Genomic DNA, 26,772 nt, shown 5'->3' on the forward strand with positions numbered 1-26,772 from the left:
AATGAAAATTCTATTTATACAGCGCCCTGACGTCTTAATGACTCAGCGCGCATTTGTCGAGGCTGAGCTTGCTCAACTCGACGATGCACATATACAGTTCGCATCCTCACCCGAAGAGGCATTGCAGCACCGAGACACCGAGGTGCTAGTGTGCCCGACGCTACCATGGATTTCCGATGTTGTACAAGGACTTCCACTTTTGCAGTGGATTCATTTTCTAAGCGCCGGGGTTGATAAAATTTGGGATATGCCTTTTGACAAGACTCAGTATCACATGTCTAAGTCAATTGGCGTTCATGCCTCTACGATCACTGAATACGTCTTGGGCGCCATTCTTTATATATTGAAGGGATTTGGTACTTTTCAGCAACAACAACAAAGACGGGAATGGCGGCGATTTCAACTAGACGAATGTTACGACAAAACGCTTGCAATAATCGGAGTGGGCTCCATCGGAGTCAAGCTCGCAGAGCTAGCAAAATTAATGGGGATGCGAGTCATTGGCACGGTGGTAACCCAGCGTTCAATCCCCGGGGTGGACAAGGTTTACAGTAGTAATGAGCTAGATACTGTGATTGCACAAGCGGATTTTGTTGTGCTTTTAGCACCGCTCACGGCTGCGACACAAAACTTGATCGATACTAAAGCATTTGAGGCAATGAAGGGCTCCGCCTGGCTCATCAATGTCGCTCGAGGCGAGCTGGTGGATCAGTCTGCGTTGATCAATGCGTTATTAAGTAAACAAATAGCGGGTGCTGTGTTAGATGTCTTCGATGAGGAGCCTCTTGTGTCTACATCCAAGTTATGGGGAATGGACAACGTACTGATCACACCTCATGTAGCAGGCACCACCCAACACTACATGTTTCGTGCACTTGAAATCTTCAAGGATAACTATCGGTCGTTCCGATGCTCGGGCAAATTAACGACACCGATTTCGATCGAAAATGGCTACTAATTGTGTGCGCCCAATGAGTAGATGCGCAATCCCCTACGCGTAATTCGCTCACTGTACGATTTCCACAGTTAACACTAGACCGAATCCATTTGAAATCGGCCGGAATTATCTGATCACCAGCACCTGGTGCATCATCAATATAGATGAGTTTTTATTTTCACCTTTGTTTTAGTAAAAATCATTGTCGACTACAAATTGATCATTACATATGTCAAAGCCATGAGATGATGCAATTTTACAGAATAGTAATCGCTTTAACATATTCTTAAATACAGGGTGCGATGATGCCAAATCACCTTACTAGAGACCGCATCTAAAAATTTCGTGACAGGTTGCGAGAGCCGTAGAAAACGCGATTTCAGATCAGCATTTAAAAACTAATTGTTGTACGCTTATAAACTTTCCCCTTCCGAAAACCTAGCGGAGTTTGTCGCAACACTACTCAAGCTATAAATACATTCGTCCATCATGACCGCCCTCTTCTATCAAAAAAATAAATATTTGACAATGTTAGCTTAAAGAAACCGTCGCTCACGACATCCCCTAGGATGAGTGTTAGATACCGTGAGTGAAGTTCAACTTAGTATTTAAGGATCGCCTGCGATCACCTCACTAGGTCGTTCCATTCTTATATTATTTTTTGAAAACTCATGCAACTTGAAAATAGACCGCAGTTGAATACAAGAGAGCGACTATTGGCTCTGCCGCGCAGCCAGAAACGATTATTACAGCTGGTCGCCGATACTGTATTGATATGGCTGGCCTTATGGCTAGCCTTTGCTATCCGCTTGGACAGCCTCAGTGCAGCAGCGCCATTCGGCGGCCATGCTTGGTTATTTATTACGGCGCCGCTGGTTTCACTTCCATTGTTTATTCGTTTTGGCATGTATCGCGCTGTTCTGCGCTATGTCGGAGCTCAGGCGCTGACGACTATCGGGCGCGTAGTCACTCTGTCAGTGGTGATCTTAGCTGCCGCCGTGTATTTACACGGCACAGAACAAGCTGTTGTGCCGCGCTCGTTGCTTATTATCTACTGGCTATTATGCTTGCTGTTTGTTGGTGGTTTGCGGTTGGTAATACGCCGATATTTCAACCAGTTGCAGTTCGGCTCACGCCACCTGCCTCTGATGCCTCATGGGCCGGGCAAGCGGCATGACCAGCGCCAGCGCGTGCTGATCTATGGTGCTGGCGAAGCGGGCAGTCAGTTGCTGCAGGCTTTGCGCCATAGTTCTGAAAGACTGCCCGTTGCCTTTCTGGATGACAATCCGCAGCTGACTGACCGCTTGATGGCGGGTATGCAGATCTATGCACCTGACAACCTCGCAGAGGTGCTTGAAGATACTGGTGCTCAGGAAATACTATTGGCTATCCCTCGTGCCACACGTGCGCGTCGCCGTGAAATCGTGGAAATGCTGGCACCCTACTCTGTGCCTGTACGTACTGTACCTGGCCTAAGCGATTTGGCTAGTGGACGGGTTAAGGTGGAGTACCTGCGCGAAGTCGAGGTTGAAGACTTGCTAGGCAGGGACCCTGTTCCCCCTCATGACGACTTGCTCGCACGCTGCATTAGCGAACAAACCGTGATGGTAACGGGCGCTGGTGGTTCAATTGGCTCAGAGCTTTGTCGCCAGATTTTGCGTATCTGCCCAAGCTCACTGATTTTGTATGAACACTCTGAGTTTGGTCTTTATGCCATCCATCAAGAGCTTGAATCATACGCACGCGACAACAGTCTGCCAGTAAGTGTGATCCCTGTGCTAGGTTCTGTCCGTAATCAAACCCGTATGCTTGATGTGATGAACGCCTGGAAGGTAGACACGGTTTACCATGCTGCAGCGTATAAGCATGTGCCTATGGTAGAAAGCAATATCGCTGAAGGTATTGTCAACAACACCTTCGGCACGTTGTATGCCGCCCAGGCAGCCATACGTGCAGGCGTGGCCAACTTTGTGCTTATCTCCACCGATAAGGCCGTACGCCCTACCAACATTATGGGCGCTACCAAGCGCATGGCAGAACTAGTGCTGCAAGGTTTGGCACAAGAGGCCACGCCTACACTTTATGGCTTCGAAGAACCGACAGAGAACCGTACCCGCTTTACCATGGTGCGTTTCGGCAATGTGCTGGGCTCATCAGGTTCGGTCATACCACTATTTCGTAAACAGATTCGTAGCGGCGGGCCAGTAACCGTTACGCACCCCGAGATCACCCGCTACTTCATGACCATACCCGAGGCTGCACAACTGGTTATCCAGGCTGGCTCTATGGGCGAAGGTGGTGATGTCTTTGTGCTGGACATGGGTGAACCTGTCAAAATCGCCCAATTGGCTGAAAAAATGATTCAGCTATCTGGCTTGAGCGTCCGTTCCGCCAGAAATATCGATGGTGATATTGAAGTCGAGTTCACTGGATTGCGCCCAGGCGAAAAACTCTACGAAGAGCTGCTCATCGGTGACAACGTAACCCCCACAGCGCATCAAATGATTATGCGCGCCAACGAAAAGCGCTTTGATTGGGATGACCTCATTGCAGCACTAACGCAACTACAGGCCGCCATTAAAGCCGAAGATTATCCACGCATACGTCAGCTGTTCTTGATGCTGGTTGATGGTTATAAAGGTGGTGAGCACATTGAAGATGCCATCTACAAACAGAAAATCGTCGATGCCTCCCGCACGGCTCAAGCTTCAGAACATGACGCACAAGCCTATGGTGTGGAGCAACGCGAGAATGGCGCAGTGAGCAACGACATCCTCAACACCCAGTCGGACTTGCTCAACGGAACCCAATCAAATATGTCTTCTCAGGGCGAACGCAGCACGGCCCGCGATACAGCTTTTGATCTGACACCCAATACGCCTTAAATCAGCAACGCCGTAACCTACGGTGGGTTTCGATAAGAGACCTATCAATTGACGCACTCGGGCGTTCATCTTATTTAACTTCCCATATGTTTCCACAGCAGGAGAATTACTTGCAGATCCAAGACGTCAAACTATGCGTGGTCGGCTTAGGCTGTGTCGGCCTACCGCTGGCTGCTGAGTTTTCAAAGAAACGTCCTGTACTGGGCTTTGATATCAATACACGCCGTATTGAGCAGTTAAAAAGCGGCGTTGACAGCACGCTGGAGCTGAGCGCTGAAGAACTGGCAGAGGCCGCCCAGTTGAACTTCAGTAGCGACCCGGCAGAGCTGGCCAAGGCCAATGTGTTCATCGTTACCGTACCAACGCCCATTGACGATTACAAACAGCCAGACCTTACACCGTTGATTCGTGCCAGCGAGACTATAGGCAAGTTTCTCAAGCACGGGGATATCGTTATTTACGAATCCACCGTCTACCCAGGCGCAACAGAAGAAGATTGCGTGCCTGTGCTTGAGCGCGTGTCGGGCCTGCGCTTTAACGAAGACTTCTTTGCGGGTTACAGCCCTGAGCGCATTAACCCGGGTGACAAAGAACACCGGGTTTCCACCATTATGAAAGTAACCTCCGGCTCTACGCCCGAGATTGCCGATCTGGTGAATGATCTTTACAGCGAAATTATTGTTGCCGGTACACACAAAGCGCCATCCATCCGCGTGGCTGAAGCTGCCAAGGTTATTGAGAATACACAACGTGACGTAAACATCGCGTTAATCAATGAGCTTGCCCTCATCTTTAACAAAATGGGCATAGACACCCAGGCCGTGCTTGAGGCAGCAGGTACCAAGTGGAATTTTCTGCCGTTTCGTCCCGGTCTGGTGGGTGGGCACTGCATTGGTGTGGACCCCTACTACCTGACACACAAGGCTCAGTCTATTGGCTACCATCCAGAGATCATCCTGGCCGGGCGCAGGCTTAATGATTCTATGGGCGGTTATGTAGTTTCGCAGTTGGTAAAAGCCATGACTATGCGTTGCATCCCGGTACAGGGTTCACGCGTGCTGGTGATGGGGCTAACCTTCAAGGAAAACTGCCCTGACCTTCGCAATACCCGTGTCGTAGACATCGTGAAGGAACTGGGTGAATACAGCATCAACGTTGATGTGTACGACCCATGGGTCGATACAGAAGAAGCCCAGCACGAATACGGCATTACTCCGACCAAGCAGCCTGCTGATGGCGCCTACGATGGCATCATTCTTGCAGTGTCGCATCATCAGTTTGTGGAAATGGGCGCTGCAGCCATCCGCGCGCTGGGCAAGCCGAAGCATGTGCTGTACGACCTTAAGTATGCACTAGCGGCTGATCAGGCAGACATACGTCTGTGAGCATTTAAGTACAGTACTGTTTACCTTCTTGCTTTTCATAAACTTATTCTTTAACCCTCAATGAACGCACACACAATGAAGAACTTTGCTCTAATTGGTGCAGGTGGCTATATTGCCCCCCGCCATATGCAAGCCATCAAAGCCACTGGCAACAATTTAGTCGCGGCGCTAGACCCCAACGACTCCGTAGGCATTATCGACAGCCACTTCCCTGATGCAGAGTTCTTCACGGAATTTGAGCGGTTTGATCGGCATGTCGACAAAATGCGTCGCGAAAATCACGGCAACCGTATAGCTTATATCTCCATTTGTTCGCCTAATTATCTACACGACTCGCACATGCGTTTTGCGCTGCGCTCGGGTGCAGACGCCATCTGCGAAAAGCCATTGGTGCTCAACCCCTGGAATATCGATGGGCTGCAAGAAATAGAAAAGGACACGGGCCATAAGATCAATACCATCTTGCAATTGCGTGTGCACCCATCCATCGTGGCCTTGCGCGACAAGGTGCGTGCTGCTGCAAAAGACACCAAACACGAAGTGGATCTCACCTATATCACTTCACGTGGCCACTGGTATCTGCAAAGCTGGAAAGGTGATCTAAAGAAATCGGGCGGTATCGCCACCAACATAGGCGTGCACTTTTTTGACATGCTGCACTTCATCTTTGGCGAGCTGCAGCAAAACGTGGTGCATCACTCTAGCGACACCAAGGCCGCAGGCTACCTCGAATACGAAAACGCACGCGTACGCTGGTTCTTGTCGGTAGACATCGAAGACGTGCCTCAGGCCGCGCGCGACAACGGCCAGCGCACCTACCGCTCCATCACCGTCGATGGCGAAGAAATCGAGTTTTCCGGTGGCTTTACCGATCTGCACAACCGCAGCTACGAAGAGATTCTGGCCGGGCGCGGGTTTGGGCTGGAAGAGAACCGCACGGCGATCACCACCGTCGCCGCCATCCGCAATGCGACCATTGCCCCGCTGCAGGGCGACTACCATCCATTTCTAAAGAAATGAGCTACTACCAACACGAGAGCGCCATTGTGGACGAAGGCGCGCAGATCGGTGAAGGCTCACGCGTCTGGCACTTTGTGCATGTATGCCCGGGCGCGCGTATCGGCAAAGGCGTGTCGCTGGGCCAAAACGTGTTCGTTGGCAACAAGGTCGTCATCGGCGACCAGTGCAAGGTGCAGAACAATGTGTCGGTGTACGACAACGTTACGCTGGAAGAAGGCGTGTTCTGTGGCCCCAGCATGGTGTTTACCAATGTCTACAACCCACGCTCGCTCATCGAGCGTAAAGATCAGTACCGCGATACGCTGGTCAGAAAAGGTGCCACGCTGGGGGCCAACTGCACCATTGTGTGCGGCGTGACCATAGGCCAGTTCGCCTTTGTGGGCGCTGGCGCCGTCGTAAATAAAGACGTGCCTGATTATGCTCTGATGGTCGGGGTGCCGGCACGCCAAATCGGCTGGATGAGCGAATTTGGCGAGCAGCTAAACCTGCCCATTGAAGGCGAAGGCCAGGTGCAGTGCCAGCATACCAGCGCCCAGTATGTGCTTAAGGGCAAACAACTCCACAAGCAGGAAGCCTGAACCATGATTGAATTTGTTGATCTGAAAGCGCAGCAAGACCGCATTAAGGGCAAGATCGACGCGGGCATTGCGCGCGTGCTGGCCCATGGCAAATACATACTTGGGCCAGAGGTTGCTGAGCTCGAAGAAAAACTGGCCGCCTTTGTGGGTGCCAAATACTGCATTAGCTGTGCCAATGGCACCGATGCGCTGCAAATTGTGCAAATGGCACTGGGCATAGGGCCGGGCGATGAAGTTATTACGCCCGGGTTTACTTATATTGCGACTGCCGAGACGGTGGCGGTGCTGGGCGCCAAGCCCGTGTACGTGGATATTGATCCACGCACCTATAACCTGGACCCTGCGCTGCTCGAAGCCGCCATTACCCCGCGCACCAAGGCCATTATCCCGGTCTCGCTTTACGGCCAGTGTGCCGACTACGACGCCATCAATGAAATTGCCGCGCGCCACGGCATACCAGTGATTGAAGATGCGGCCCAGAGCTTTGGGGCGACCTACAAGGGGCGCAACTCGTGCAACCTGACCACAGTCGCCTGTACCAGCTTTTTTCCCAGCAAGCCGCTGGGTTGCTACGGGGACGGCGGGGCGATTTTTACCAATGACGAAGAGCTTGCCAAGGTGATACGCCAGGTGGCACGTCACGGGCAGGATCGCCGTTATCATCATATTCGCGTGGGCGTGAACAGCCGGCTCGATACATTGCAGGCGGCCATCTTGCTGCCCAAGTTGGAGATCTTGCCTGACGAAATTGCACTGAGGCAGCAGGTAGCTGCTCGCTACGATGCACTGGCACGCGAGGCAGGCATTGAATCAACACCGCATATTGAGTCTTTCAACACCAGCGTCTATGCGCAGTACTCGCTGCAAGTGGACCGGCGCGATCAAGTTCAGGCAGCGCTCCATGAGGCGGGTGTTCCGACTGCAGTCCATTACCCCATTCCGTTGAACAAGCAACCAGCAGTAGCGGACGCAGATGTAAACCTACCTATCGGAGACGACGTAGCAAAACGCATAATTAGCATTCCTATGCATCCTTACTTAGCTGAAGCGGATCAAACGAAAATAATTGTCTCTATAGAAAAGCTTGCTGATCGGGAAGCACGGATCAAATAGACTTTATGAAATCAGCCTGATCCAAGCAAGTGCGGCCACTGTAGCAATTACTCAACCCACGCTATAACGCCTTGGATCAGCTCGGTCTCCAGTCGAGGACATAATCTTCATTTAACCGGTCTATCCTCTTGAAATCTGTGAGCATCGCAGCCACGACCTTCTACAGCCAAGATCTTTGTTTTCTGAAATACCTATCATTCTCATATAGATTTTTATTATAAACGCGAATAAAGGCTGTATTGGGAACAGTCTCAGATTGCAAATAATTGTCAATATTGTTACATTAACTGCCGTTGCCGAAACCTGCAACTACACGCCTCTTTCACTCCGATCGCGGGCTAACGCGTCGGCTTTCCGACATCCTCATCCAGGTTTGGAGCAATAAATGAAGTCAGTCCAGGGCGTCGTCAGTATGCTCGGCTATACCCTTGTGCGTCGCAAGGCTGTAACCTATAGCGTCATCGAAATCGGTGATCAAAATCTGACTGACATTGCCGTCCCCAAGCCACTTATCAGATACTTGATTAGGGCTTCGCGTCGTCCTGAGGCTTCCGTTCTATACGTGAAGGGAAAGCGGCTGGTCGGGGTGCGGGTAGGCGGCGATAAAAGCTATTACTATCGCCCTAGCCTCTTGCTGCTGGCTTTTGCCACGCTGGTTTATATTATGTTGGTCCCCGTGTTTGGCTTGGGTCTGTATTTGCTCTGGCATTGTATGAAGTACTGGGGGTATATGAATGCGGGCAACATGCTTTCGGCACAGGGTGCTGTGCTTACAAACTAGTCTGCAGAAGCTGGCGTCGAATCATCTCCGCCAGCACGCGCCCACAAGCCGCTTATCACGTAAACCACTGCGCTGGCGTTTCTGCTAACACGGCACCTCCAACGAATAGACTGGACGTCCAGCCCTCGAGATGCCGCGTATTTACTTCAGGTTTACTGCATAAGCCCAGCCGAATCCATCCATACCTGTATGCGTTCGGCAATCTGGTCAGAGTTCTTGTCCATCATCATCATGTGCGAGTTGCCGTGTATGTTCGCTTGCGGCAAAAACAGCACATCGGCTTTGCCGCCGGCGGCTTGTAGGTTTTGGCGGAAGGTTTCCTGGCGTTTAACTATGCCTTGCCAGAACGGCATCTGCTCTGTGTAGTCGCCCCACACCCATAGCATGGGTATGCCCTTTATTTTGCTAAAGTCAGTGGTGGCGGGGTCTGGCGAACCTGAGGGTTCAACGGCAACTATGCCTTTGATGAGGTCGGGGTTTTGCAGCGCTGCTGTAAAGGCAAAGTTACCGCCTTGGCTATGCACCAAAATCACGCAAGGGCATACTTTTTTTACATAGGCGTCGTAGGCCGCCTGGGTGGCAGCGTCGTTGGTTGCCCAGCGAGGTATGCTTTGTTTGGCCATTTGGTCAAACGCCTCTACCGGAAACTGTGTACCCGGCATGGCTTGTCGTTGTGCAGGGTCGGAGCGGTATGAGCCTACCGGGCCTATACGAAACAGCTCCCACCCTTCTTTCTTGGTTCTAAAGAACGGCTCACTTTTGAAAATTTCTGGGTAGCGTGCCCACGAGGCTCGGCCTCGTTCCATGGCGTCGCTTACGTAAACATTATGGCCAGTACGCAAAAAATAGTTTTCCCAGCCGGGTTTGCCGTCGGGTTTGGTTTCGTAAGAAACCCCTGATAGCCCACCGCCATGCCACATAAGCAACGGGTAGCGCGCCTTTGGGTTATCGAGCAAGGTGTAGCGTGCGTACATGGCTTCAACTTCGAAGTCGCCGTTAGGGTCGACCTTCAGGGGCGCAGCGCCGGGCGTGAATACGATTTCACGCGTAGGTAAACCACTGAGTGTGACGGCTCGCCCGCCAACATGAAAGCTGCCTACGTCTTTGACGGCAAGCGTGTGGTCTTTGGTTGCGCAGCCTGCTAGGGTTATGGTGGCTAGTGCGGTGCTCGCAAGCAAAAGATGTCTGACTGTTTTTTTCATTGTTGTCTCCCCGGTGTTGTTAGATATTTGATTGTTAAATCGTATCGTAAACAGCGGATTGGCCCTAATGAAATTTCGTCTGCGCATATTCGGAAGGTGAATTTGTTCCTTGACTCACAGGCGATCGCTAACGAGAAGCTTCAGCAATTTTTCCTTGTCGTGGTTACATAGATAGCGTCGGCACAGCAAGTTCCTTCTCCAATATCTCGGCCACATCGAGCAGATAGGCCTCGTCATACCAGCGCGCTGCGAGATGAAACCCCACAGGAAGCCCGCTGTTCGTATAGCCGCACGGGATGGAAATTGCCGGATGGCCCGTTAAATTAAAAGCCATGGTGTAGGGATACCACTCAGCCCTAACGCGTCCTGTTTCGTTCCCATTAATAATGACTGATCCGTGAGGATCTTGGGCATGTGCCAAAGGCGGAGCCGACATAGTGGGCGATGCAATGACGTCGAAACGCTCAAACACGTCTTGAACTTGCCTAAAGGCAGTGGCCCGCTCCGATAGCGCATCCATGTAATCCATGGCCGTATGGGAAACTCCGCGATCATAATGCGTGAGAAGTGACGGATCGACTTTGCTTAAGCTTTTTTCATCAAGCGCCCGCAGGCTGCGTGCAACCCGGCTTTCCATCAGCACCAGAAAGTGCGGTTCGAGCCGTGCAAAATCAAGCTCCACCACCTCTACGATGGCGCCAAGATCTTGCATAGTGTTCACCGCAGCTTTCGAGAGCCGCTCAACCTCTGTGTCGACCTCCTTATTGCCACACTTCAACAGCCACGCAACGCGCACTCCTTTCAGGCTGTGCAGTTCCCGCAAAGCTGGCCGACGCCCTTGACTATAAGGGTCGTGAATGTGACCGCCCTCTAGTTCGCGGTAAAAAAAGCGGATATCGGCTACGCTGCGTGCCAATGGCCCTGCGTGCGCTGTCACGCCGAATAAGTCTTGTGCCTGATGATCGGGAAGCGAACCAATAGAAGGCTTCAAACCCACGACCCCGCAGCATGCGGCAGGAATGCGAACCGACCCGCCACCGTCGGTTCCCAGTGCAATTGGCCCCATTCCGAGGGCCACCGCCACGGCAGCGCCACCGCTGGAGCCACCGCTCGTGACCTCAGGATGAAAAGGATTCAGCGTCAGGCCTGACAGCGGGGAGTATGTGAACGCCTTGTGCGCGAGTTCGGGCGTCGCCGTCTTTCCGAGCAATATCGCACCCGCCACCTTGGCGCGAGAGACGGCCAGGTTATCTTCGGAGGGCAGGAAAGCGGGCAAGGCCAGAGAGCCATAGCGGGTAGGTACACCGGCGCAGTTGGTGACATCCTTAGCCGAATAGGGAATTCCTAGCAGAGGAGGCAAGCCATCTTGCCCGCTATGCAAATCCTGATCTACCTTTTTGGCGGCTTGCCTTGCCTGCTCGGCCACAGTGCAAACGAAAGCGTGGACGTTTGAGCACTCTTCTATGCGCGCGAGCATGGCATCGACGACTTCTATCGCACGCAGCTCCTTTCTTACAATATTTTGTGCCAGCTCTACGGCTGACATGCGACAGATTTCATTCATTACCATTTTACTTCCCTGATAAACGTTGCTGGTGCCTAACTCAAGAACAGCGATTTTGGCCGCTATTGAACGGGCGGGATATTCGCGTCTTTCACGAATTCAGCCCACACCTTCATATCGCGCTTAATCAGCTCTTGGGTTTCGCTGGGGCTCAGCGTGTATACATCGATGGCATGCGCGGCAAACCATTCTTTGCTGCGGGGATCTTTGAGCGCAAGGGCAAGCGATTCACGCAAGCGTTTTGCTGCAGGCTCTGGCGTTCCCGCTGCTGCGGCCAACCCCAGCCATGACGACATATCAAAGCCCTTGAAGGTTTCAGCAATGGTGGGCAAGTCGGGCTTAATTGTGGCGCGCTGCGGCGAAGAGACCGCCAAGCTCTTGATGAAGCCAAGCTGCTCATTTTGGGCGGCCAAATCAAAAAGGAAAAACGCTGCGTCCAAGTCGCCCTGACGCAGCCCAGTGATAACTTGACCCGAGTCTTTGTAGGGAACTTCGTAGACGTCGATTTGTGCAGCTTTGCTCAGCATGTAATTCGAGAGGCGTGAACTGGCCGAGTAATAAGGCATGTTGACCTTGCCTGGGTTCGCTTTTGCGTATGCAACGAACTCCTCAACGCTCTTGACGGGTAAGTCTGATCGAACCTGCAGAACCCAGAAAACGCGGCCGAACGTACCAATATGCGTAAAACTATTCAAGGGGTCGTATCCCAAGTTAGTGAAGAGGCTGGGCGCTGCGGCGTGTGTGCCGGTGTTGCTCACGGTCATCGTGTAGCCATCAGGCGGGCTGTCGGCGACGTACCTCGTGCCGATAGTGCCTATGCCCCCTGGCTGATTCACTACATAGACGGGTTGCCCTAGCTGCTCTTGCAATCGTTCAGCAAGAAAGCGCCCGACGGTATCCGTCGCGCCCTGGCCGAATGGAACGATTATCTTCAGTGGTTGTTGTGGGAAATTGGCTTGGGCTGAGGCTAGGCCTGCGGCGCAAAGCATGAGTACAGATACCAAAAAGCGTTTCATATAAATAACCTTCCTTGATGATCCGAATAGCGTTAAGGAGAGTCGTCGCTCAGGCGGCAACGATTTTGTTTCTAAGAACACCGATGGGAGCAACATGCAGCTCCACGATATCCCCAATTGAGCCTTTTCTTGCCTGCTCTAGGCCAGAACAATTCGCAACCGTTGCAGAAGAAATCATCTCGCCTGGGATCAGCGTTGCCGCCCGCGATGCGTAAGCGATGCAGTCAGCGAATGTCCACTGTGGGTTAGCGGTACTCGCGCTTGCCCATTCAACACCATTCACGCGCAAGCTCGCGTCCAGCGCGTAAATGTCAATTTCGTCACGCGTGACAATGCAGGGTCCCATTGGGTACGCGCCGTGGAAGTCTTTTCCTTTGGCAGTTATGGACAGCGATGTTGCACTTGCCAGCGCCTGCTCATCTCGGGCGCTGAGGTCATTGAGAAGTGTGTAGCCAAAAATGTGCTGTTCGGCCTGTTCTTTCTTAATATCGCTGCCACCCTTGCCGATTACGGCAACCAACTCCAACTCATAATCAATCCACTCGGAATAGGCGGGCCAAACGATCTCGTCTTCGGGGCCTGAAACACAGTAGTGGTCCATTAACCAGTAAATAGGCGTCTGGTAGTAGCCCTTGGGAGGACGCTTGACAAACTTTGTTTTGGCCAATTCAAACGCTGCCTCGGGATCGACCTCAGACCGAGCTTCTAGCCTCGCTCGTCCTTCTTGGGCGCGTTGAAGGTGTGCTGGGTAACTAGACATTGAACGAAGACGCGGCGGGCGTGGAATTGGCGCAAGCAGCCGCACTTCGCTCAGAGCCAAGAGTGCTTCAGCAGGAGGGTTGTCAATGAGACCCTGCGCTGCTTCTAACGCAGATTCACCGTCTTCGATTAGGGCAAGCATGCTCGAAAAGCTGTCGCGATCATGGTTTTTTGTTAGTTTGTAGGCATCGGCGAGATCCAGTACACGGTCCCCCGTCAATAGACAACCGACTTTAGCCTTGCCGGCTTGTTCAAAAGTTACTAATCGCACAGTGTGTTCTCCTCGAGTGTTTTTCTGCGGCATACGCACGTTCGAGCGTCGCCATTTGTTTCGCATGATTCAATCGCGATTTGTAAACCAGCTGCTAGTTTCTCTTAATCCTGATCAGAGCGGTAAATTAGTGTTCTAAGCCGGCCTTGCGCTGCTCCATTGCAGTGACAGAAAGCACGCCAATTTTTCTAGCGTGCCGACGAGACTCAGCCACGATCGCCTGAAGGCCCAGATCACGAAGGTACGCCTTGCAATGTTCGTGACAAGCGTACCTGCTGAATGCCCTCTAAAAGCAGCACGATCACAGACATCCAAATCGCTGCGTACGTCAACCACTGGGTCTTGGCAATGCTTTCCCCTAAAGCCAAGGCTACACAGATCATCAAGACGGGTTCAAGATAGTTCAATAAGCCAAAAAGGCTAAAGCTAAGTAGTCGACTAGCAAGAATAAAACAGATGCTTGCCATGCCACTCATCAGCCCCAAAAACGGAATCATCCAGTACAACGCCGGCCGCTCAGCAAATGCAGTAAGAGATACGTCTGCACCAATGGCAAACCACAGCGCGGCGGGAAGTATCAATGTCATGTCCCACCATAAGCCTCCCAAATGGTCAAATTTCCATTGCCGACGTATAACAAAGTAGGCTGGGTAACCAAGCGCAACAAGCATAGTCACCCATGAAAAACTACCCACCTGATAAATTTCGTTGGCCACGCCGATCGCAGCAAACAGTGTTGCCACTTTGCGAAGCATGGAAAGTCGCTCGCGATAGATAAGTCGACCCGCTACGACCATGCTCAGGGGCAACAAAAAATACCCCAACGAAACATCCAGCCCATAACCGTTTAACGGTGCCCACATGAACACCCACATCTGAAGACTGATCAGCGCAGAAGATATCAGTAACACCAGAAAAAGGTTCGGCTTCTTCCGTATACGGTGAAAAACATCAAGGACCAGAGCCCACTCGCCTCGCAAAAGCATAAAAGCAGTAATGCTGGGAGCCGTTAACAACATTCTCCAACCAAAGAGTTCACTGCCCGTCAAAGGCGAAAGTAAACTTGAATAGAAATAGATGGCGCCAAACAAAACCGACGCTGCAATAGAAAAACTAATACCGCTGATCAAAGCTGCCCCCCATGACGCGCACGCCTCCATTGGAGACGGTAACGTCGAATCAACGCATGTTTGCAAAAGCGAAGCGGTAACCTAGCGTTCTAGACCTGCCTTACGCTGCTCCATTGCGATAACCGAAAGCACACCAATCTTTCGGATGGGCTCGGGGGGGATCCAGGTAGGTCCTGCTAGTTTCAATTGATCCGACAACAGGTCGGAGTCCTGCCCGCAGGCCATTTCAGCAAGCAGACGACCTTGTATGCTGCCACGCAGTACGCCCGATCCATTACACCCCACCGATGCATAAAGCCCAGGCCTGACTCGTCCAAAGAATGGCGCACCATTTCTTGTGAGGGCTGTACAGCCACCCCAAACGGTTTCAAACTTGTGCGAGCGTAAATGAGCGTAGCGATTTTTATAGAGCTCGGACAGCATTGACGAGGCGTGTTCGGCCGGTAGTTCGCGTTCATAGGAGTACGCACTGCGCACCATAAAGCGGCCTCCCCGTACCTTACGCAACGTGCTACCCAGCCGATGGGCCGGGATTACACCCCACGAGGGTTCGTTCCCCAACAAGGAGAACTCACTATCATCCAGGGGTTCGGTTAACCCGGCATAGGTAAAAATGGTAATAAGCCTGCTAGACAAAACGCCCAAACGCTTGGCAAAACTATTATTGGCGAGAATCAACCTGTCGCACTCGAACTCGCCGATAGATGTGTTTACCTTGTACGTTTTGCCTTCGCGTATGTTCAGGGCAGGCAGGTTTTCTATTAGGTGTACATTTGCGGGCAGGCTGTCCGCCAAACCGCGAATTAATGCAGCGGGTTGAACAAACGTGTTGTACGGTGTGCTAAACCCAAATTTATAGTAATTCGTTCCCAGCCGGGCCTGTAGATCACCCTGGCTCAGCGTTTCACATGTTAGCCCCCAGCTCAGATATCGCTTCGCTGTGGCCTGTAGGGCTGTCACCCCCTCGTCAGTCGCCGCCGCACTAATGCGGGGCGAAACATCATCCCAATCGCACGAGATACTGTGCTTTTGGACCAATTCACTTAACCACGCCGTTCCTGCACTGTAAAGCCGCATTTGACGCCGAGCCGTTTCCGCAACGTCGCCATGCTCATTGGCAATCGGCCTGTTAGGCAGGCGATTGAGAAACCCGGAGTTTCGCCCTGCAGCCCCCTCACCGATCTCACTCGCTTCAAGCACAACCACTTCTGAGTCGGGCTCCAGCTCGGCAAGTCGTCGCGCTGCGGCCAGGCCTGTGTACCCGCCTCCAATCACAAGACTCTTGACGCGTCGTGCGGTTAACGGATGCTTGCTGACGGTGCGTTCTGGAAGCAGAGAATTCCACCCTGCACGACTTAAATACACGGGATGAGTCGTTTTTTTCGATGATTGAAGCATAATAAGTAAACCCGAAATTCAGAGGTCAAATGGAGTTAAGCAATTGCCGGTTCAGCCACCTGGCTTTGATAGTGGGTGTCGGCCTGCTGACGGGTGATCACCCTTTCAGACAGGTCGCGCACTACATCCCGTTGCTTGCGAAATACGGCAGGGCCGTACCCCCCTCCCCCCGGTGTGATGATCTCCACAATATCGCCACTGATGAAGTCTCGGGTGTCCTCGGGCAAGGCGTTTCCATCGCGGAAAAATCGAATGGCGCTTCCGGCACCGCTCTCGCCACCATCCAGCCCCCAAGGCATCGAGTTAACCCTGGACACATTATTGACGGTTAAGCGACAGCTAGCCTCCATAAGGTAAGTACGTCGTAAGCCCATTCCACCGCGTTGCTTTCCACACCCCCCAGAGCCGTCGACGAGCTCATACTTTAAAAGCGTAATGGGGTACTCCAGCTCAAGCGACTCCGCAGGCAAATTGGACGTGTTGGTCATATGTACGTGCACACCGTCCAGACCGTCTTTGGTTTTCCGGGCGCCCATGCCGCCGCCAATGGTTTCCAGGTAAACCCACATGCTGCCATCGGGTTTAGTGCCTGAGAACGTTGCAGCAACGCAGGAGCCGTTTCCAGCCGCAATAGATCGATCCGGCACAGCTTTGGATAAGGCACCAAAAATAATATCCACCACACGCTGTGCAATCGCAATACGGCCATTTACGGCTGCTGGCAGTACGCAGTTCAATACGGAGCCTTTAGGCGCAGTGACACGCAATGGTCGTGCCAAGCCCGCATTAGGCAAAATCGTGGGATCGATCATGGCCTTCACGCCATAGTAGACGCACGCTAACAAGCCGGTAAAAACCAGGTTCAGGCCAGCGCGTACCTGTGGTGGGGCATCAAATCGCAAATCCATTTCATCGCCACGGATTTCGATATCAACTGATAATTCCATATCGATGTTACTGCCGAACAGTTCAAATCGATCAGAGAAAGAGTAAATACCGTCTGGTATCGCCCTGATACCGGCGCGCATCTTGCGCTCAGCGTAGTCTTGCAAGGCTTCTCCCGCGGCAAGAATTACATCGACGCCATACTTATTGCACAACGAGATTAATCGATCTGAACCTGTGCGATTAGCAGCCAATTGCGCTCTAAGGTCTGACAAACGCTCACCAGGAACTTGGCAGTTCAATAAAAACATCTCTTGAACGTCTTCTTGTAATTTACCCGCTCTATATAGCCTGATTGGAGGAATGCGAATTCCTTCCTGGTAAATATGTGCATGGCCACGATCAGCAAAGTCAGCATGGTGCGCCGTGTTCACAACCCAGCCAATAAGCTGCTCTTGGAAGAAAACGGGTTGTGCAATGACGATGTCGGGCAAATGGGTAGCCCCCCCTTCATACGCATCGTTGCCTATGAATACATCGCCTTCCTTTAAGCTGGAAATGTCATTGCGCTTGATAATGTGTGGAATGATGCCCAGGAAACTACCCAGGTGCATCGGGATATGTTCGGCCTGACACAACACATTACCGGCCACGCCAAATATGGCGGTCGAGCAATCTTGTCGCTCTTTGATATTCGTTGAATGGCTGGCCCGAACTAACGCAGCGCCCATTTCTTCAGTTATGGATGAAAATGCGTTTCCGATGATCTCAACGGTAATTGGGTCTAAATTAACTGTTTTATTAAGATGCATAATGCGCCTCTATGTCTTCAATAACCAGATTGAGATAGCAATCAACTTCCACTGACATGCCAGGAAGAATGACGGTTGTGGTATCCATCTGCTCAACAATGGCGGGGCCTTGAAAGCGGTCACCTGCCTGCAACAGGCTGCGGTCATATATTGTTGTTTTGCGCCAATCTTTATGCTCGCTGTACCAAACGTCTCGCGTATCGCGTACGGCTTGGGATGCATCGCCACTTTTCACAGCATGCTGCTTTAGCGGTATATGTTTTGTTTTCCCGGTAGCCACCAAGCGGTAGGTAACCAGCTGGATTGGGTCATCACCCGAAAAACCGTATTGTTTGTGATGAGCTTGCATAAACGCCTCTTTCGCGCTAAGCAAATCGGCTTCATCGGCAAAGTTTTTACTAACTTTTATCGGTAATTCATAGTTTTGCCCCACATAGCGCATATCCATGTACAACTCTGTATCTCGGTCTTCCAATTGCACATCTTCAGCCACAAACCATTGTTCGGCATCTTCAAATAGCCGACTAAAAATTGCCTGAAGCTCCACCAGTGGTTTGTCATCCATGCCCAAAATCTTGGTAGCCATAAAGTTGGTGGATAGATCAGTCAGCAGCAACCCCATCGCGCAAAGCACGCCGGGGTACAGTGGGACAACAATTTTCTTGATCTCCAGCTCGCGAGCCAAACGCGCAGCATGCAACGGCCCCGCGCCACCAAAGGCCATCATCGGGTACTCACGCGGGTCGTACCCCCTCTGCGTGCTAATTACCCTGATCGCTTTGGCCATGTTTGAGGTGGCCACAGCGATAACGCCGTGGGCCGTCTCCATCAGCCCAATGCCTAGCTGATCCGCCAACACTTGGATTGCATCAACGCTTTTTTCACGCTGAACCTGCATTTTTCCGTCAAGAAAACGTTCAGGGTTTAACGTTTGAAGTACGATATTGGCGTCGGTAACGGTTACGCTTGTGCCGCCGTTTCCGTAACAAATAGGCCCAGGGAAGGCGCCGGCGCTCTCAGGCCCCACTTTCATCAGCCCCCCTTCATCCACGAACGCGATTGACCCCCCACCGGCCCCAACCGTGTGGATGTCCAGCATTGGCACCTTCAAGGGGTAACCATGCACCTCGGAATGGCTGCTTAGGTTGCACGTCCCATTGATCAACAATGCCACGTCGCTGCTGGTGCCCCCCATATCGAAGGTAATGATGTCCTCCAATCCGATCATTTTTGCGATTTTTTGCGCAGAAACGACGCCGGTGCTTGGGCCAGACAACACCGTTCGAACTGGAAATTTTGACGCAGACTCAAAGCTAATAACCCCACCATTTGATTGGGTCAACTTTGGTTCTACGACCAAGTCAAAATCATCAAGCCGATGCTTTAGGCGATCGATGTAGGTCTTCATGATCGGACCGAGATACGCATTGACTACAACCGTGGACATACGCTCAAATTCGCGAAACTCAGGCGCTACTTCGTTGGATACGCTAATAAAAACGCCAGGAAGCGCATCTTGCAGTCTTTGTTTAATAAGCGCTTCGTGCTGGTTATTAATAAAACTGTAGAGGAAGCAAACCGCTACGGCTTTGGCCTCGCTGCCCCGTATGGTTTCAATTATTTCCTCCAGGCCATCCAGGTCGAACGGAGTGACGACGCTTCCATCAAACTTCAGTCGCTCGGAAATTTCAAAACGCAAATCGCGCGAAACCAGAACTACTGGCTTGTCGGCGTAAAGGTCGTATAGGCTAGGCCGCTTTTGTCGACCGATCTCGAGAAGATCCCTGAACCCTTCTGTAACCACCAAGGCTGTTTTGGTGCCTTTCAGTTGGATCAACGCGTTAGTGCCTACCGTGGTGCCATGCCCCAGAAAGCTAACTTCTTGCGCCCGTCGTCCTACATCTCGCAGCATATTGCGTACACCCTCAGCGATCCCTTCCGAAGGATCGTGTGGCGTCGACGCGATTTTACTGACGCTTAACTCGCCCGTGTTCTCGTCAAAAGTACAAAGATCGGTGAACGTACCACCAGAATCCACACCTATACGAATAGCCATCAAACCACCCTAGAAAATTAATTTACCGCTGTTACACCAGGGCTCGATGCCCTGCGCCATATAGTGCGAGTTCGACCTAGAGTGGCTGCAAACCGATAAGGTCAACCATCTTTTTGAATCGTGCCATGTCATCCCGAACGCGTTGCAGGGCAGCATCCGAACTCGAGGCAACAACGGTAGCCCCCATATCGTTCAGTTTTTTTGTCACACCGGGCTGATTTAAAACACGCGTTGCGGTCTCTCTGATGGCCTCGACAATATGTTTTGGTGTGCCAGCAGGGGTTACCAAGCCGTACCAGGCCGACTCTGTATACCCTTGCACCCCAGCTTCGCTCAGCGTGGGTATGCTGGGTAAATAAGCAACTCTCTCGGGTGTCGAGACACCTAAAGCGCGTACTCTTCCATCAGTTATGAACGGCAGCTGAACCATGGTGTTGTCAAAAACAGCGTCAAGATGCCCACCCAAGAGATCGGCCGTCATGGCTGGCCCACCGCTGTATGGAATCATATTCAGCTTAATTTTTGCGGTATCTGCAAAATGATGTGCTGCTAAATATTGATGACTTCCGATACCTGCATTGCTAAGCGAAACACGATCTGGGTTGTCTTGTGCATGCTTTACCCAACCGGCCAGGTCTTTATATTTCGACTTACTATCAACCACCAAAACAAATGGCACTTCAATCAAAATAGTGACATGTTCGAAGGCATTGATTGAATCGTAGTTGATCTCTTTGTACACAGTGGGGTTGACGGCCAGCGTGCCCGAAGTTGTCACCCCGATCGTATAGCCATCTGGCTTAGCCTTCGCCATATACTGCATACTTATCTGGCCACCCGCGCCTGGCTTATTGACTGCGATTACGGGCTTGCCCCATTCCTTTTCCAGGCCCTCTGCCAGTAGACGGGCAATGATGTCAGCGCCTCCACCAGCCGCGAACGGTATCACTAAAGATACCGTCGATTTCGGAAATGCTTCACGCGCTTGCGACTGCGCCGAAAGCAGTGGAATGCTTGCCATCAGTGTTAAAGCGAAAGCTTTGATCAGTTTCACTATGTCTTCTCCTTTGGTATTTTTTTAGGCGGTAAACTTGGGTTGAAAGTGTGATCGTGTTGTTTATTTCTTATCACTGAAGCAGATCGTAGTCGCAGTGCTCGTCACCGTCTAATTCTTTAAAGCCACTCAACTATGCCTGGATGGCATAGTTAGATGATCTTGGGTACCAGTGATGTGCGTTCGCTGTTAGAAAAGCTTCTAGCGATGGGGCTATTTCGTGTTGTTTATCGTCGCGCTTCCATCCAATAAAACGCTGCTCGGCGTTATGTAACGAGTGCCAAAAAGGTTAACGAATGGACGCCAGCTTTTTACGCGGTAATTTAAGGTCAATTGAAGTATTCCTGAGCGTCATGGAGAACGGCACCACTCAGCGCGCAGCCGAGCTGCTCTACACCACGCAACCCACAATCAGCAAAACTATCGCCCGGCTAGAGTCACTTCTAGGTGTTGAGCTTTTCGTCCGTTCAGGCGGCAGGCTCAAACCAACAAATTACGCGTTTCGCTTGTTGAGAGAAGCAGAGCTGATCCAAACAGAACTTGCAGGGTTCGAACGTCGAGTTCGACAGATCAAAGATGACGCAGAGGATGGCTTGTGGTTTGAAGCGGTATCAACCCTATCCATTGCCATGGTTCCCAGAGCAATCGCGAGACTGAAGCAAATTCATCCAGATATTAAAATTACTTTTAATATCTCGCAGACCGATCAAATCCTGCTCCGTGCCAAAAAGAATCTGATTGATTTCGGACTGCTGCACTTTCCAACTGATACGCCATATCCAGGCGCGCAAAAGCTTAATTCTTCGGAATTGGTGTGCATCGTTCCCAAGGGCCACTTTTTAACAAAGAAGAAAATGGTCACGCCGCAAGACTTGCAACCTTTTCCGCTTGTTTCTTATCGAGCCAGCTTGCCCTATACGAAATTGATAGAAAGTGCGTTCCACGAGTACGGATTAAGGTATGAGGCCAGCATCACGGTAAACCACTCAGTTGCTCTTTACTCACTGGTTAACGCAGGCTACGGTGCAGCGATAGTCGATAATTTTTTTGCCACAGACGGCGTGTTCCCTAATATCGAGCGAATACCATTTAGCCCCAAACGAGAGGTGACGGTTGGCCTTATCGTTGCAGACCAGAAGGAGCTCTCAAAACAGGCTTTGACGTTTATTGAGTACCTTAGGGATCCGCTTGAGTTGAAGTGATGTGTATTTGTTTTGCGGTTGTTGCAGATGCCATGGACGACGTTGCGAGCGGTGCTACCGCAAAGCCTAGCTACACAGCTTCATAAATCCACACCTATACTGGTGAGTATTTACAAAACGATACAGCTCAAACCCTTCCACGCTTATTCAATAATTAACAAGAATTATGCTGAGTGACATCATTGCAGGCGCACGTCCTAATTTCGTGAAAATAGCGCCCATTATCAAGGCGTTAAAGGCGCGCACTGCTGATGGTGGCCCGTTGCGTTATCGCCTGGTTCACACCGGCCAGCATTACGATGCCAAGATGTCGGGGGATTTTTTCGAACAACTAGAAATACCCCTGCCCGATGTCAATCTTGAGGTTGGTTCTGGCACGCAAGCTGAACAGACCGGCAGCATTATGCAAAAGTACGAGGCGTTGCTGCTGAACCGAAGACGCCAGCCGCAATTTACGGCAGGCTGGCATCGATGAGGATCGTATTTTCATGGTGGGCAACACCATGATCGATAGCTTGCTCGCTAATCAGCGCAGGTTGCGTGTGCCTAACTTTTGGGAAGCGCTGCAGCTGAAGAAAAACAACTACTTCGTCGTCACCCTGCACCGCCCTGCCAATGTGGATAAGCTTGCGTCGTTCTCGGAGTGGGTCAACGCGATTGTTGAAGGCACGCATGGCATGCCGGTGATCTTTCCCGTTCATCCGCGTACGGCTAAAACCTTGCAAGCGTTGCACAACTTCCCGCCTTCCATAAAACTGGTCGACCCTCAGCCGTATCTTGAGTTCAACTATTTAGTAAAGCATGCGTTGGGCGTTATTACAGATTCTGGCGGCGTTACGGAAGAAACCACGGTCATGGGGGTTCCGTGCCTAACATTGCGCGACACCATAGAGCGGCCTGAAACCGTTACGGTCGGCACCAACGAGCTTATCGGTACCGACCCAGCCAAGCTTAAGCCCGCGCTTGATCGCTCGTTTGCGGGCAAGTGGAAGAAAGGAGCTATCCCTGAGAAGTGGGATGGGCATACCGCCGAGCGTATTGTGGCGCAGCTTGAGGGGTTGTTTGGTGGGTGCGTCGCCACAAGTAAGACGATTTGAGCATCCGTTCCTGGGCATGTTGACGGAGCAGTCAGGCTTTTGCAATTAAAAGGGGCCGCAGCAAGCGCATAGTACGACATAGCCCATTGAAGCCCTTGCAGTGGCGGTATAGACTAAGCAAAAAATACTAGCTGTATACAGAAAGGCATTCCGTGGGATAAGGTCGGGTTGGTGTGGTCGTGCCGCGCTACTTGCTCATCATTATTTGAACATGTTGCGAGCGCATTCCCCACCCTAGCCAAACAGGCAGGGTGAGGGTCAAGCGAGTGGTGCTTGTTAAGCCTTGTCTTTTTTCCTTGCATGTTCTTCGGTCCCTTGGCTTTCCACATAAGCTCTAACCGTCTCCAGCGTGGCTGCGCCCACGCTACCCACAAAGTAAGCGCGATGCCAAAACATGGGTTTCCAGTAAAAAGGTGCCAAGTGCTCGGCAAATCGATTTCTACTACGCCTGGCGCTGGCCGTCTTAAGATTATTGATCAGCACCGAAATATCCAGCGCGGGATGGATGTCTATCAAGAGGTGTACATGATCGGCCTCACCGCCAAATTCCACGAGCGTGCAACGCCAGGCTGCCAAAATTTCAGAAAACGCAGTATGGAGGTAATCCAGCAGCTCAGGCGTTAGCGTTTTGCGTCGGTACTTGGTTACAAAAACAACGTGTAGCTTAATGTTATAAACGGCATGAGATAGAGATTTACTGGTAGTTTGCATGTCTGCGCCTTAACTGATTTATGCTATAATCGTACCATGCAAATCGGTAATCGCTTTCGCTGCTATCCCACGCCGGCCCAACAGCAAAAACTGTTGCGCTGGATCGGGTGTCAGCGATTTATCTATAACGCTAAAGTGGGTGAGGACCGTTATTACCGAAAATTTGCGCGCAAATCGCTGAGCCATACCGGCCAGTTTGCGCCTATCGACCAGCAATACAGTCAGTTCAAAAACCCAGAATTAACCCCTTGGCTCGCAGACGTCCCTAGCCAGGTGCTGCGCAATGGTGCGACCAAATGGATGCAGGCGTACGCGCGTTATTTTGCCGGCCTGGGTGGGCGTCCCGTCATCCAAACAAGGCATGGGAAACAGTCGGTATGGTTAACCAGTGAGTTGTTTAGGTTCGTACCCACCACCAATCCAGACACCGGTGAAGTGACCCATACGCTTCATATTGGTACGAAAAAGCATCCAATCGGCACGTTGGCCTTTATCGCCCATTGCAGCTATACATCGCCATCCTCCATTCACCTAAGCGTACAGGCAGGTCGATGGCATGTGTCGTTTAACTATGACGATGGTGTGGCTGAGCCTACAGACGAAGAAACGGCGGCGTGGTTACGAGGTTTTAATACGCCTGAGTTAACATCGATGACGTTGGGCCTGGATCGAGGCGTTAAAACGCCTCTGGCAGGCAGTAATGGCCAACAATTCGATTTTTCTGACATTCAAAAAAAACGGGTTGCGAAACAGATCAAGTTCAAAAAACGTTGGCAGCGTCGCCAGGCACGTCGGGTAAAAGGGTCTGGCCGCTGGAAAAAAGCCAAACAGCGTGTGGCCCGTTACCAACGCTATGGCGCTGACGTGCGCCGGGATTTTTGCCACCAAACCAGTCATGCCCTGGTGACCGATACGGATTACAAGCTGTTTGTCTTTGAGGCGCTAAAAGTCAAAAATATGACCGCTAGCGCCAAAGGGAGCATCGAGGCACCGGGTAAAAATGTACGTCAGAAGGCGGGCCTTAATCGGTCCATTCTCGCTTCTGGCTGGAGCCAAATCAAACTTTATACTCAATACAAGGCTCGCCGTTCAGGAAAGCTGAGTATTGAGGTACCCCCGCACTATTCTTCGCAGGAGTGCAGCCAATGCGGCTTCACTCATCAGGACAACCGGCTCTCGCAAGCCAGTTTTGTCTGTCAACGCTGCTACTTCACCGAAAACGCGGATACCAACGCTGCAAAAGTATTGGTTAAACGTGGCGTCTCACTCATCTTGAGCGACGGCCTAGTAAAGAAGAACGTTAAACGCGTGGGGATTACCAAGCAAAAAACAAATAAGGTAGGGGCGGGATGCTCCGAACCGGCTGGAGAGATTCAGCCTACGCTCGTGGAGATACCGGTAAATCGTCAGGGTGGCAACACCCTGGCGTGGGTATCGTTGAAGCGAGAAACCCCCGCTACAACGCTTGGCGTTTAGCGGTGGGAGAATTCATTAATTAAAGGCAGGTACCCCAAAATCGCTTTAATTAATTGGAAACTAACGTGACCATGAAACTTAAAAACGATACCCCTTCAACGATCGATATGCGCGTTAAAGGCATGCCAGGTCGCATGCAGCCCATACCCATTACCGACATAGGCAAACAGGGGTGGAATTTACTGCGTGAAGAGCTAACATTACCCGTCGCGGTTCTGAAAAATTCTGCGTTGCAACACAATAGTGATTGGATGCGGCGTTTCCTGGCGGCTGGCAACTGCCTGTTTTCGCCTCACGGTAAAACAAGCATGAGCCCTCAGTTGTTTGAAATGCAAATCAACGACGGCGCATGGGGCATTACGTTAGCGACGAGTCATCAGGTGCAAGTGGCGCGCCGCTTTGGTTTCAATCGAATTCTGCTGGCCAATCAGTTAGTCGGCAAACAGGCAGTCGCTTACATCGTGGAGGAACTGCGTAACGATCCAGATTTTGATTTTTACTGTCTGGTTGATAGCGTTGCACTGGTCAACAACCTTGCACAGGCCGTACGCGAAGCGGGCATAGCCAGACCGCTGCAAGTTTTTCTGGAGGTCGGCTGCGAAGGTGGCCGTACAGGCTGTCGCACCTATGAACAGTGCATGGACGTTGCGCAAGCCATTGGCGACGCATCGCCCTTTCTGGCACTTAGAGGTATCGAGGGGTTTGAAGGCTTGATACCTGCACAGGCGGGTGTGGCAGTCGAGCAGCAGGTACGAGGGTTTCTCGACCTTATGGTCAAGGTTGCCCACCAGTGCGATGCGGATCAGCGCTTCAGCGCCGGCCCCATCATCCTTAGCGCGGGTGGCTCTGCATTTTATGACTTGGTTGTTCAGAGCTTCGCCGATCTCGCCCTATCGCAGCCCTACGTCATTGTGACGCGCAGCGGCTGTTACCTTACGCATGATGCGTCTATGTACAAACGCGCATTTCAAAAGATCACGGATCGATCCGCACAGGCGCGTGAGTTGGGCGACGGGTTTATTCCTGCACTCGAAGTGTGGGGCTATGTAATCTCGCGTCCCGAGGCAAAAAAAGCAATTCTTAATGTGGGCAAGCGCGACGTTTCACACGACCAATTGCCTTTACCGCAGCGTTGGTATCGAGTTGACTCTAAAGACAAACCACAGCCACTTGCTGACGCGCATGTGGTCACGCAGCTGGACGACCAGCATTGCCACATGACTGTTCCTGAAGACTCGCCTTTGCAGGTGGGCGACATGGTTCAGTTCGGTATTTCTCACCCGTGCCTAACGTTTGATAAGTGGAGGGTCATTTGCCTGGTTGATGACGATTACAACGTGACGGGAGCCGTTGAGACATATTTTTAACTTACCGCAGAGCAGGCGTATCGCGCCAACGTATAGTGCAACAATTGTCTTGACAGTTATCACTGTGTAACAG

22 protein-coding genes are annotated in these 26,772 nt (G+C 51.6%); 12 read left to right on the forward strand and 10 right to left on the reverse strand.

All coding sequences use genetic code 11. The annotated features are described in order from the left end of the window. The first annotated feature begins 1 nt into the window (after nucleotide 1). From FQ179_RS05685 to FQ179_RS05715, 7 genes are all read left to right on the forward strand, one after another. Entirely contained in the window at nucleotides 2–958 is a 957-nt protein-coding gene (locus FQ179_RS05685) for a D-2-hydroxyacid dehydrogenase (RefSeq protein ID WP_149396264.1), read from the forward strand. 650 nt (nucleotides 959–1,608) lie between these two features. Continuing rightward, a complete protein-coding gene (locus FQ179_RS05690) occupies nucleotides 1,609–3,822 on the forward strand; it encodes a nucleoside-diphosphate sugar epimerase/dehydratase (RefSeq protein ID WP_149396265.1) in 2,214 nt (737 codons plus the stop codon). Between the two features lie 110 nt (nucleotides 3,823–3,932). Continuing rightward, the gene (gene tviB, locus FQ179_RS05695) at nucleotides 3,933–5,207 is read left to right on the forward strand and encodes a Vi polysaccharide biosynthesis UDP-N-acetylglucosamine C-6 dehydrogenase TviB (RefSeq protein ID WP_304654087.1); all 1,275 of its coding nucleotides are present in this window, start codon (nucleotides 3,933–3,935) and stop codon (nucleotides 5,205–5,207) included. A gap of 75 nt (nucleotides 5,208–5,282) precedes the next feature. Then, nucleotides 5,283–6,227 (forward strand): Gfo/Idh/MocA family protein, encoded by a 945-nt coding sequence (locus FQ179_RS05700; protein WP_149396267.1) that lies wholly within the window; start codon nucleotides 5,283–5,285, stop codon nucleotides 6,225–6,227. Next, complete coding sequence (wbpD, locus tag FQ179_RS05705) at nucleotides 6,224–6,805, forward strand: UDP-2-acetamido-3-amino-2,3-dideoxy-D-glucuronate N-acetyltransferase (RefSeq protein WP_149396268.1); 582 nt, start codon at nucleotides 6,224–6,226, stop codon at nucleotides 6,803–6,805. The genes FQ179_RS05700 and wbpD overlap by 4 nt, the downstream gene beginning before the upstream one ends. Nucleotides 6,806–6,808: 3 nt before the next feature. Next, entirely contained in the window at nucleotides 6,809–7,918 is a 1,110-nt protein-coding gene (locus tag FQ179_RS05710; RefSeq protein WP_149396269.1) for a DegT/DnrJ/EryC1/StrS aminotransferase family protein, read from the forward strand. Nucleotides 7,919–8,303: 385 nt separating this feature from the next. Then, the gene (locus tag FQ179_RS05715) at nucleotides 8,304–8,699 is read left to right on the forward strand and encodes a hypothetical protein (RefSeq protein ID WP_149396270.1); all 396 of its coding nucleotides are present in this window, start codon (nucleotides 8,304–8,306) and stop codon (nucleotides 8,697–8,699) included. Between the two features lie 152 nt (nucleotides 8,700–8,851). On the opposite strand, the gene FQ179_RS05720 is transcribed toward FQ179_RS05715, so the two are convergent. The 9 genes from FQ179_RS05720 to FQ179_RS05760 all read right to left on the reverse strand — a co-directional run bounded on the left by FQ179_RS05720 (nucleotide 8,852) and on the right by FQ179_RS05760 (nucleotide 20,846). Next, nucleotides 8,852–9,901 (reverse strand): esterase, encoded by a 1,050-nt coding sequence (locus FQ179_RS05720; RefSeq protein ID WP_149396271.1) that lies wholly within the window; start codon nucleotides 9,899–9,901, stop codon nucleotides 8,852–8,854. A gap of 163 nt (nucleotides 9,902–10,064) precedes the next feature. Next, a complete protein-coding gene (locus FQ179_RS05725) occupies nucleotides 10,065–11,465 on the reverse strand; it encodes an amidase (RefSeq protein WP_188074507.1) in 1,401 nt (466 codons plus the stop codon). Between the two features lie 62 nt (nucleotides 11,466–11,527). Then, entirely contained in the window at nucleotides 11,528–12,481 is a 954-nt protein-coding gene (locus FQ179_RS05730) for a tripartite tricarboxylate transporter substrate binding protein (RefSeq protein WP_188074508.1), read from the reverse strand. 49 nt (nucleotides 12,482–12,530) lie between these two features. Next, nucleotides 12,531–13,544, reverse strand: a complete 1,014-nt coding sequence (locus FQ179_RS05735) for a fumarylacetoacetate hydrolase family protein (RefSeq protein WP_188074509.1) — start codon at nucleotides 13,542–13,544, stop codon at nucleotides 12,531–12,533. Nucleotides 13,545–13,744: 200 nt separating this feature from the next. Continuing rightward, nucleotides 13,745–14,671, reverse strand: coding sequence for an EamA family transporter RarD (rarD, locus tag FQ179_RS05740; protein WP_255474842.1), 927 nt, complete (start codon nucleotides 14,669–14,671; stop codon nucleotides 13,745–13,747). Between the two features lie 51 nt (nucleotides 14,672–14,722). Next, on the reverse strand, nucleotides 14,723–16,039 hold the full coding sequence (locus FQ179_RS05745; RefSeq protein ID WP_149396276.1) for an FAD-binding oxidoreductase: 1,317 nt from the start codon (nucleotides 16,037–16,039) through the stop codon (nucleotides 14,723–14,725). A 35-nt stretch (nucleotides 16,040–16,074) separates the two neighbouring features. After that, a complete protein-coding gene (locus tag FQ179_RS05750) occupies nucleotides 16,075–17,736 on the reverse strand; it encodes a hydantoinase B/oxoprolinase family protein (protein WP_149396277.1) in 1,662 nt (553 codons plus the stop codon). Then, on the reverse strand, nucleotides 17,726–19,792 hold the full coding sequence (locus tag FQ179_RS05755) for a hydantoinase/oxoprolinase family protein (RefSeq protein ID WP_149396278.1): 2,067 nt from the start codon (nucleotides 19,790–19,792) through the stop codon (nucleotides 17,726–17,728). The genes FQ179_RS05750 and FQ179_RS05755 overlap by 11 nt, the downstream gene beginning before the upstream one ends. Before the next feature lie 76 nt (nucleotides 19,793–19,868). Continuing rightward, complete coding sequence (locus tag FQ179_RS05760) at nucleotides 19,869–20,846, reverse strand: tripartite tricarboxylate transporter substrate binding protein (protein ID WP_149396279.1); 978 nt, start codon at nucleotides 20,844–20,846, stop codon at nucleotides 19,869–19,871. A 296-nt stretch (nucleotides 20,847–21,142) separates the two neighbouring features. Here FQ179_RS05760 and FQ179_RS05765 point away from each other — a divergent pair, with 296 nt between their 5' ends. The 3 genes from FQ179_RS05765 (at nucleotide 21,143) to FQ179_RS05770 (ending at nucleotide 23,145) form a co-directional block, all read left to right on the forward strand. Further along, nucleotides 21,143–22,048, forward strand: a complete 906-nt coding sequence (locus FQ179_RS05765) for a LysR family transcriptional regulator (RefSeq protein WP_149396280.1) — start codon at nucleotides 21,143–21,145, stop codon at nucleotides 22,046–22,048. Nucleotides 22,049–22,214: 166 nt separating this feature from the next. Further along, complete coding sequence (locus FQ179_RS22420; RefSeq protein WP_223146194.1) at nucleotides 22,215–22,523, forward strand: UDP-N-acetylglucosamine 2-epimerase; 309 nt, start codon at nucleotides 22,215–22,217, stop codon at nucleotides 22,521–22,523. Between the two features lie 13 nt (nucleotides 22,524–22,536). Beyond that, complete coding sequence (locus FQ179_RS05770) at nucleotides 22,537–23,145, forward strand: UDP-N-acetyl glucosamine 2-epimerase (protein ID WP_255474843.1); 609 nt, start codon at nucleotides 22,537–22,539, stop codon at nucleotides 23,143–23,145. A 276-nt stretch (nucleotides 23,146–23,421) separates the two neighbouring features. Here the strand turns inward: FQ179_RS05770 and tnpA are convergent, their stop codons facing one another. Beyond that, nucleotides 23,422–23,856 carry an IS200/IS605 family transposase gene (tnpA, locus tag FQ179_RS05775; protein WP_149396281.1) on the reverse strand — a complete coding sequence of 145 codons (435 nt, stop codon included), beginning with the start codon at nucleotides 23,854–23,856 and terminating at the stop codon, nucleotides 23,422–23,424. Nucleotides 23,857–23,892: 36 nt separating this feature from the next. Here tnpA and FQ179_RS05780 point away from each other — a divergent pair, with 36 nt between their 5' ends. Together FQ179_RS05780 and FQ179_RS05785 are read left to right on the forward strand one after the other, a co-directional pair. Next, nucleotides 23,893–25,332: an RNA-guided endonuclease TnpB family protein gene (locus tag FQ179_RS05780; RefSeq protein WP_149396282.1), complete on the forward strand. Its 1,440-nt coding sequence runs from the start codon at nucleotides 23,893–23,895 to the stop codon at nucleotides 25,330–25,332. 71 nt (nucleotides 25,333–25,403) lie between these two features. Next, the gene (locus FQ179_RS05785; RefSeq protein WP_149396283.1) at nucleotides 25,404–26,699 is read left to right on the forward strand and encodes an amino acid deaminase; all 1,296 of its coding nucleotides are present in this window, start codon (nucleotides 25,404–25,406) and stop codon (nucleotides 26,697–26,699) included. The last annotated feature ends 73 nt before the right edge of the window (nucleotides 26,700–26,772 follow it).

The sequence above is a fragment of the Pusillimonas sp. ANT_WB101 genome, assembly GCF_008369125.1.
In the GTDB taxonomy this organism is placed as follows: domain Bacteria; phylum Pseudomonadota; class Gammaproteobacteria; order Burkholderiales; family Burkholderiaceae_B; genus Allopusillimonas.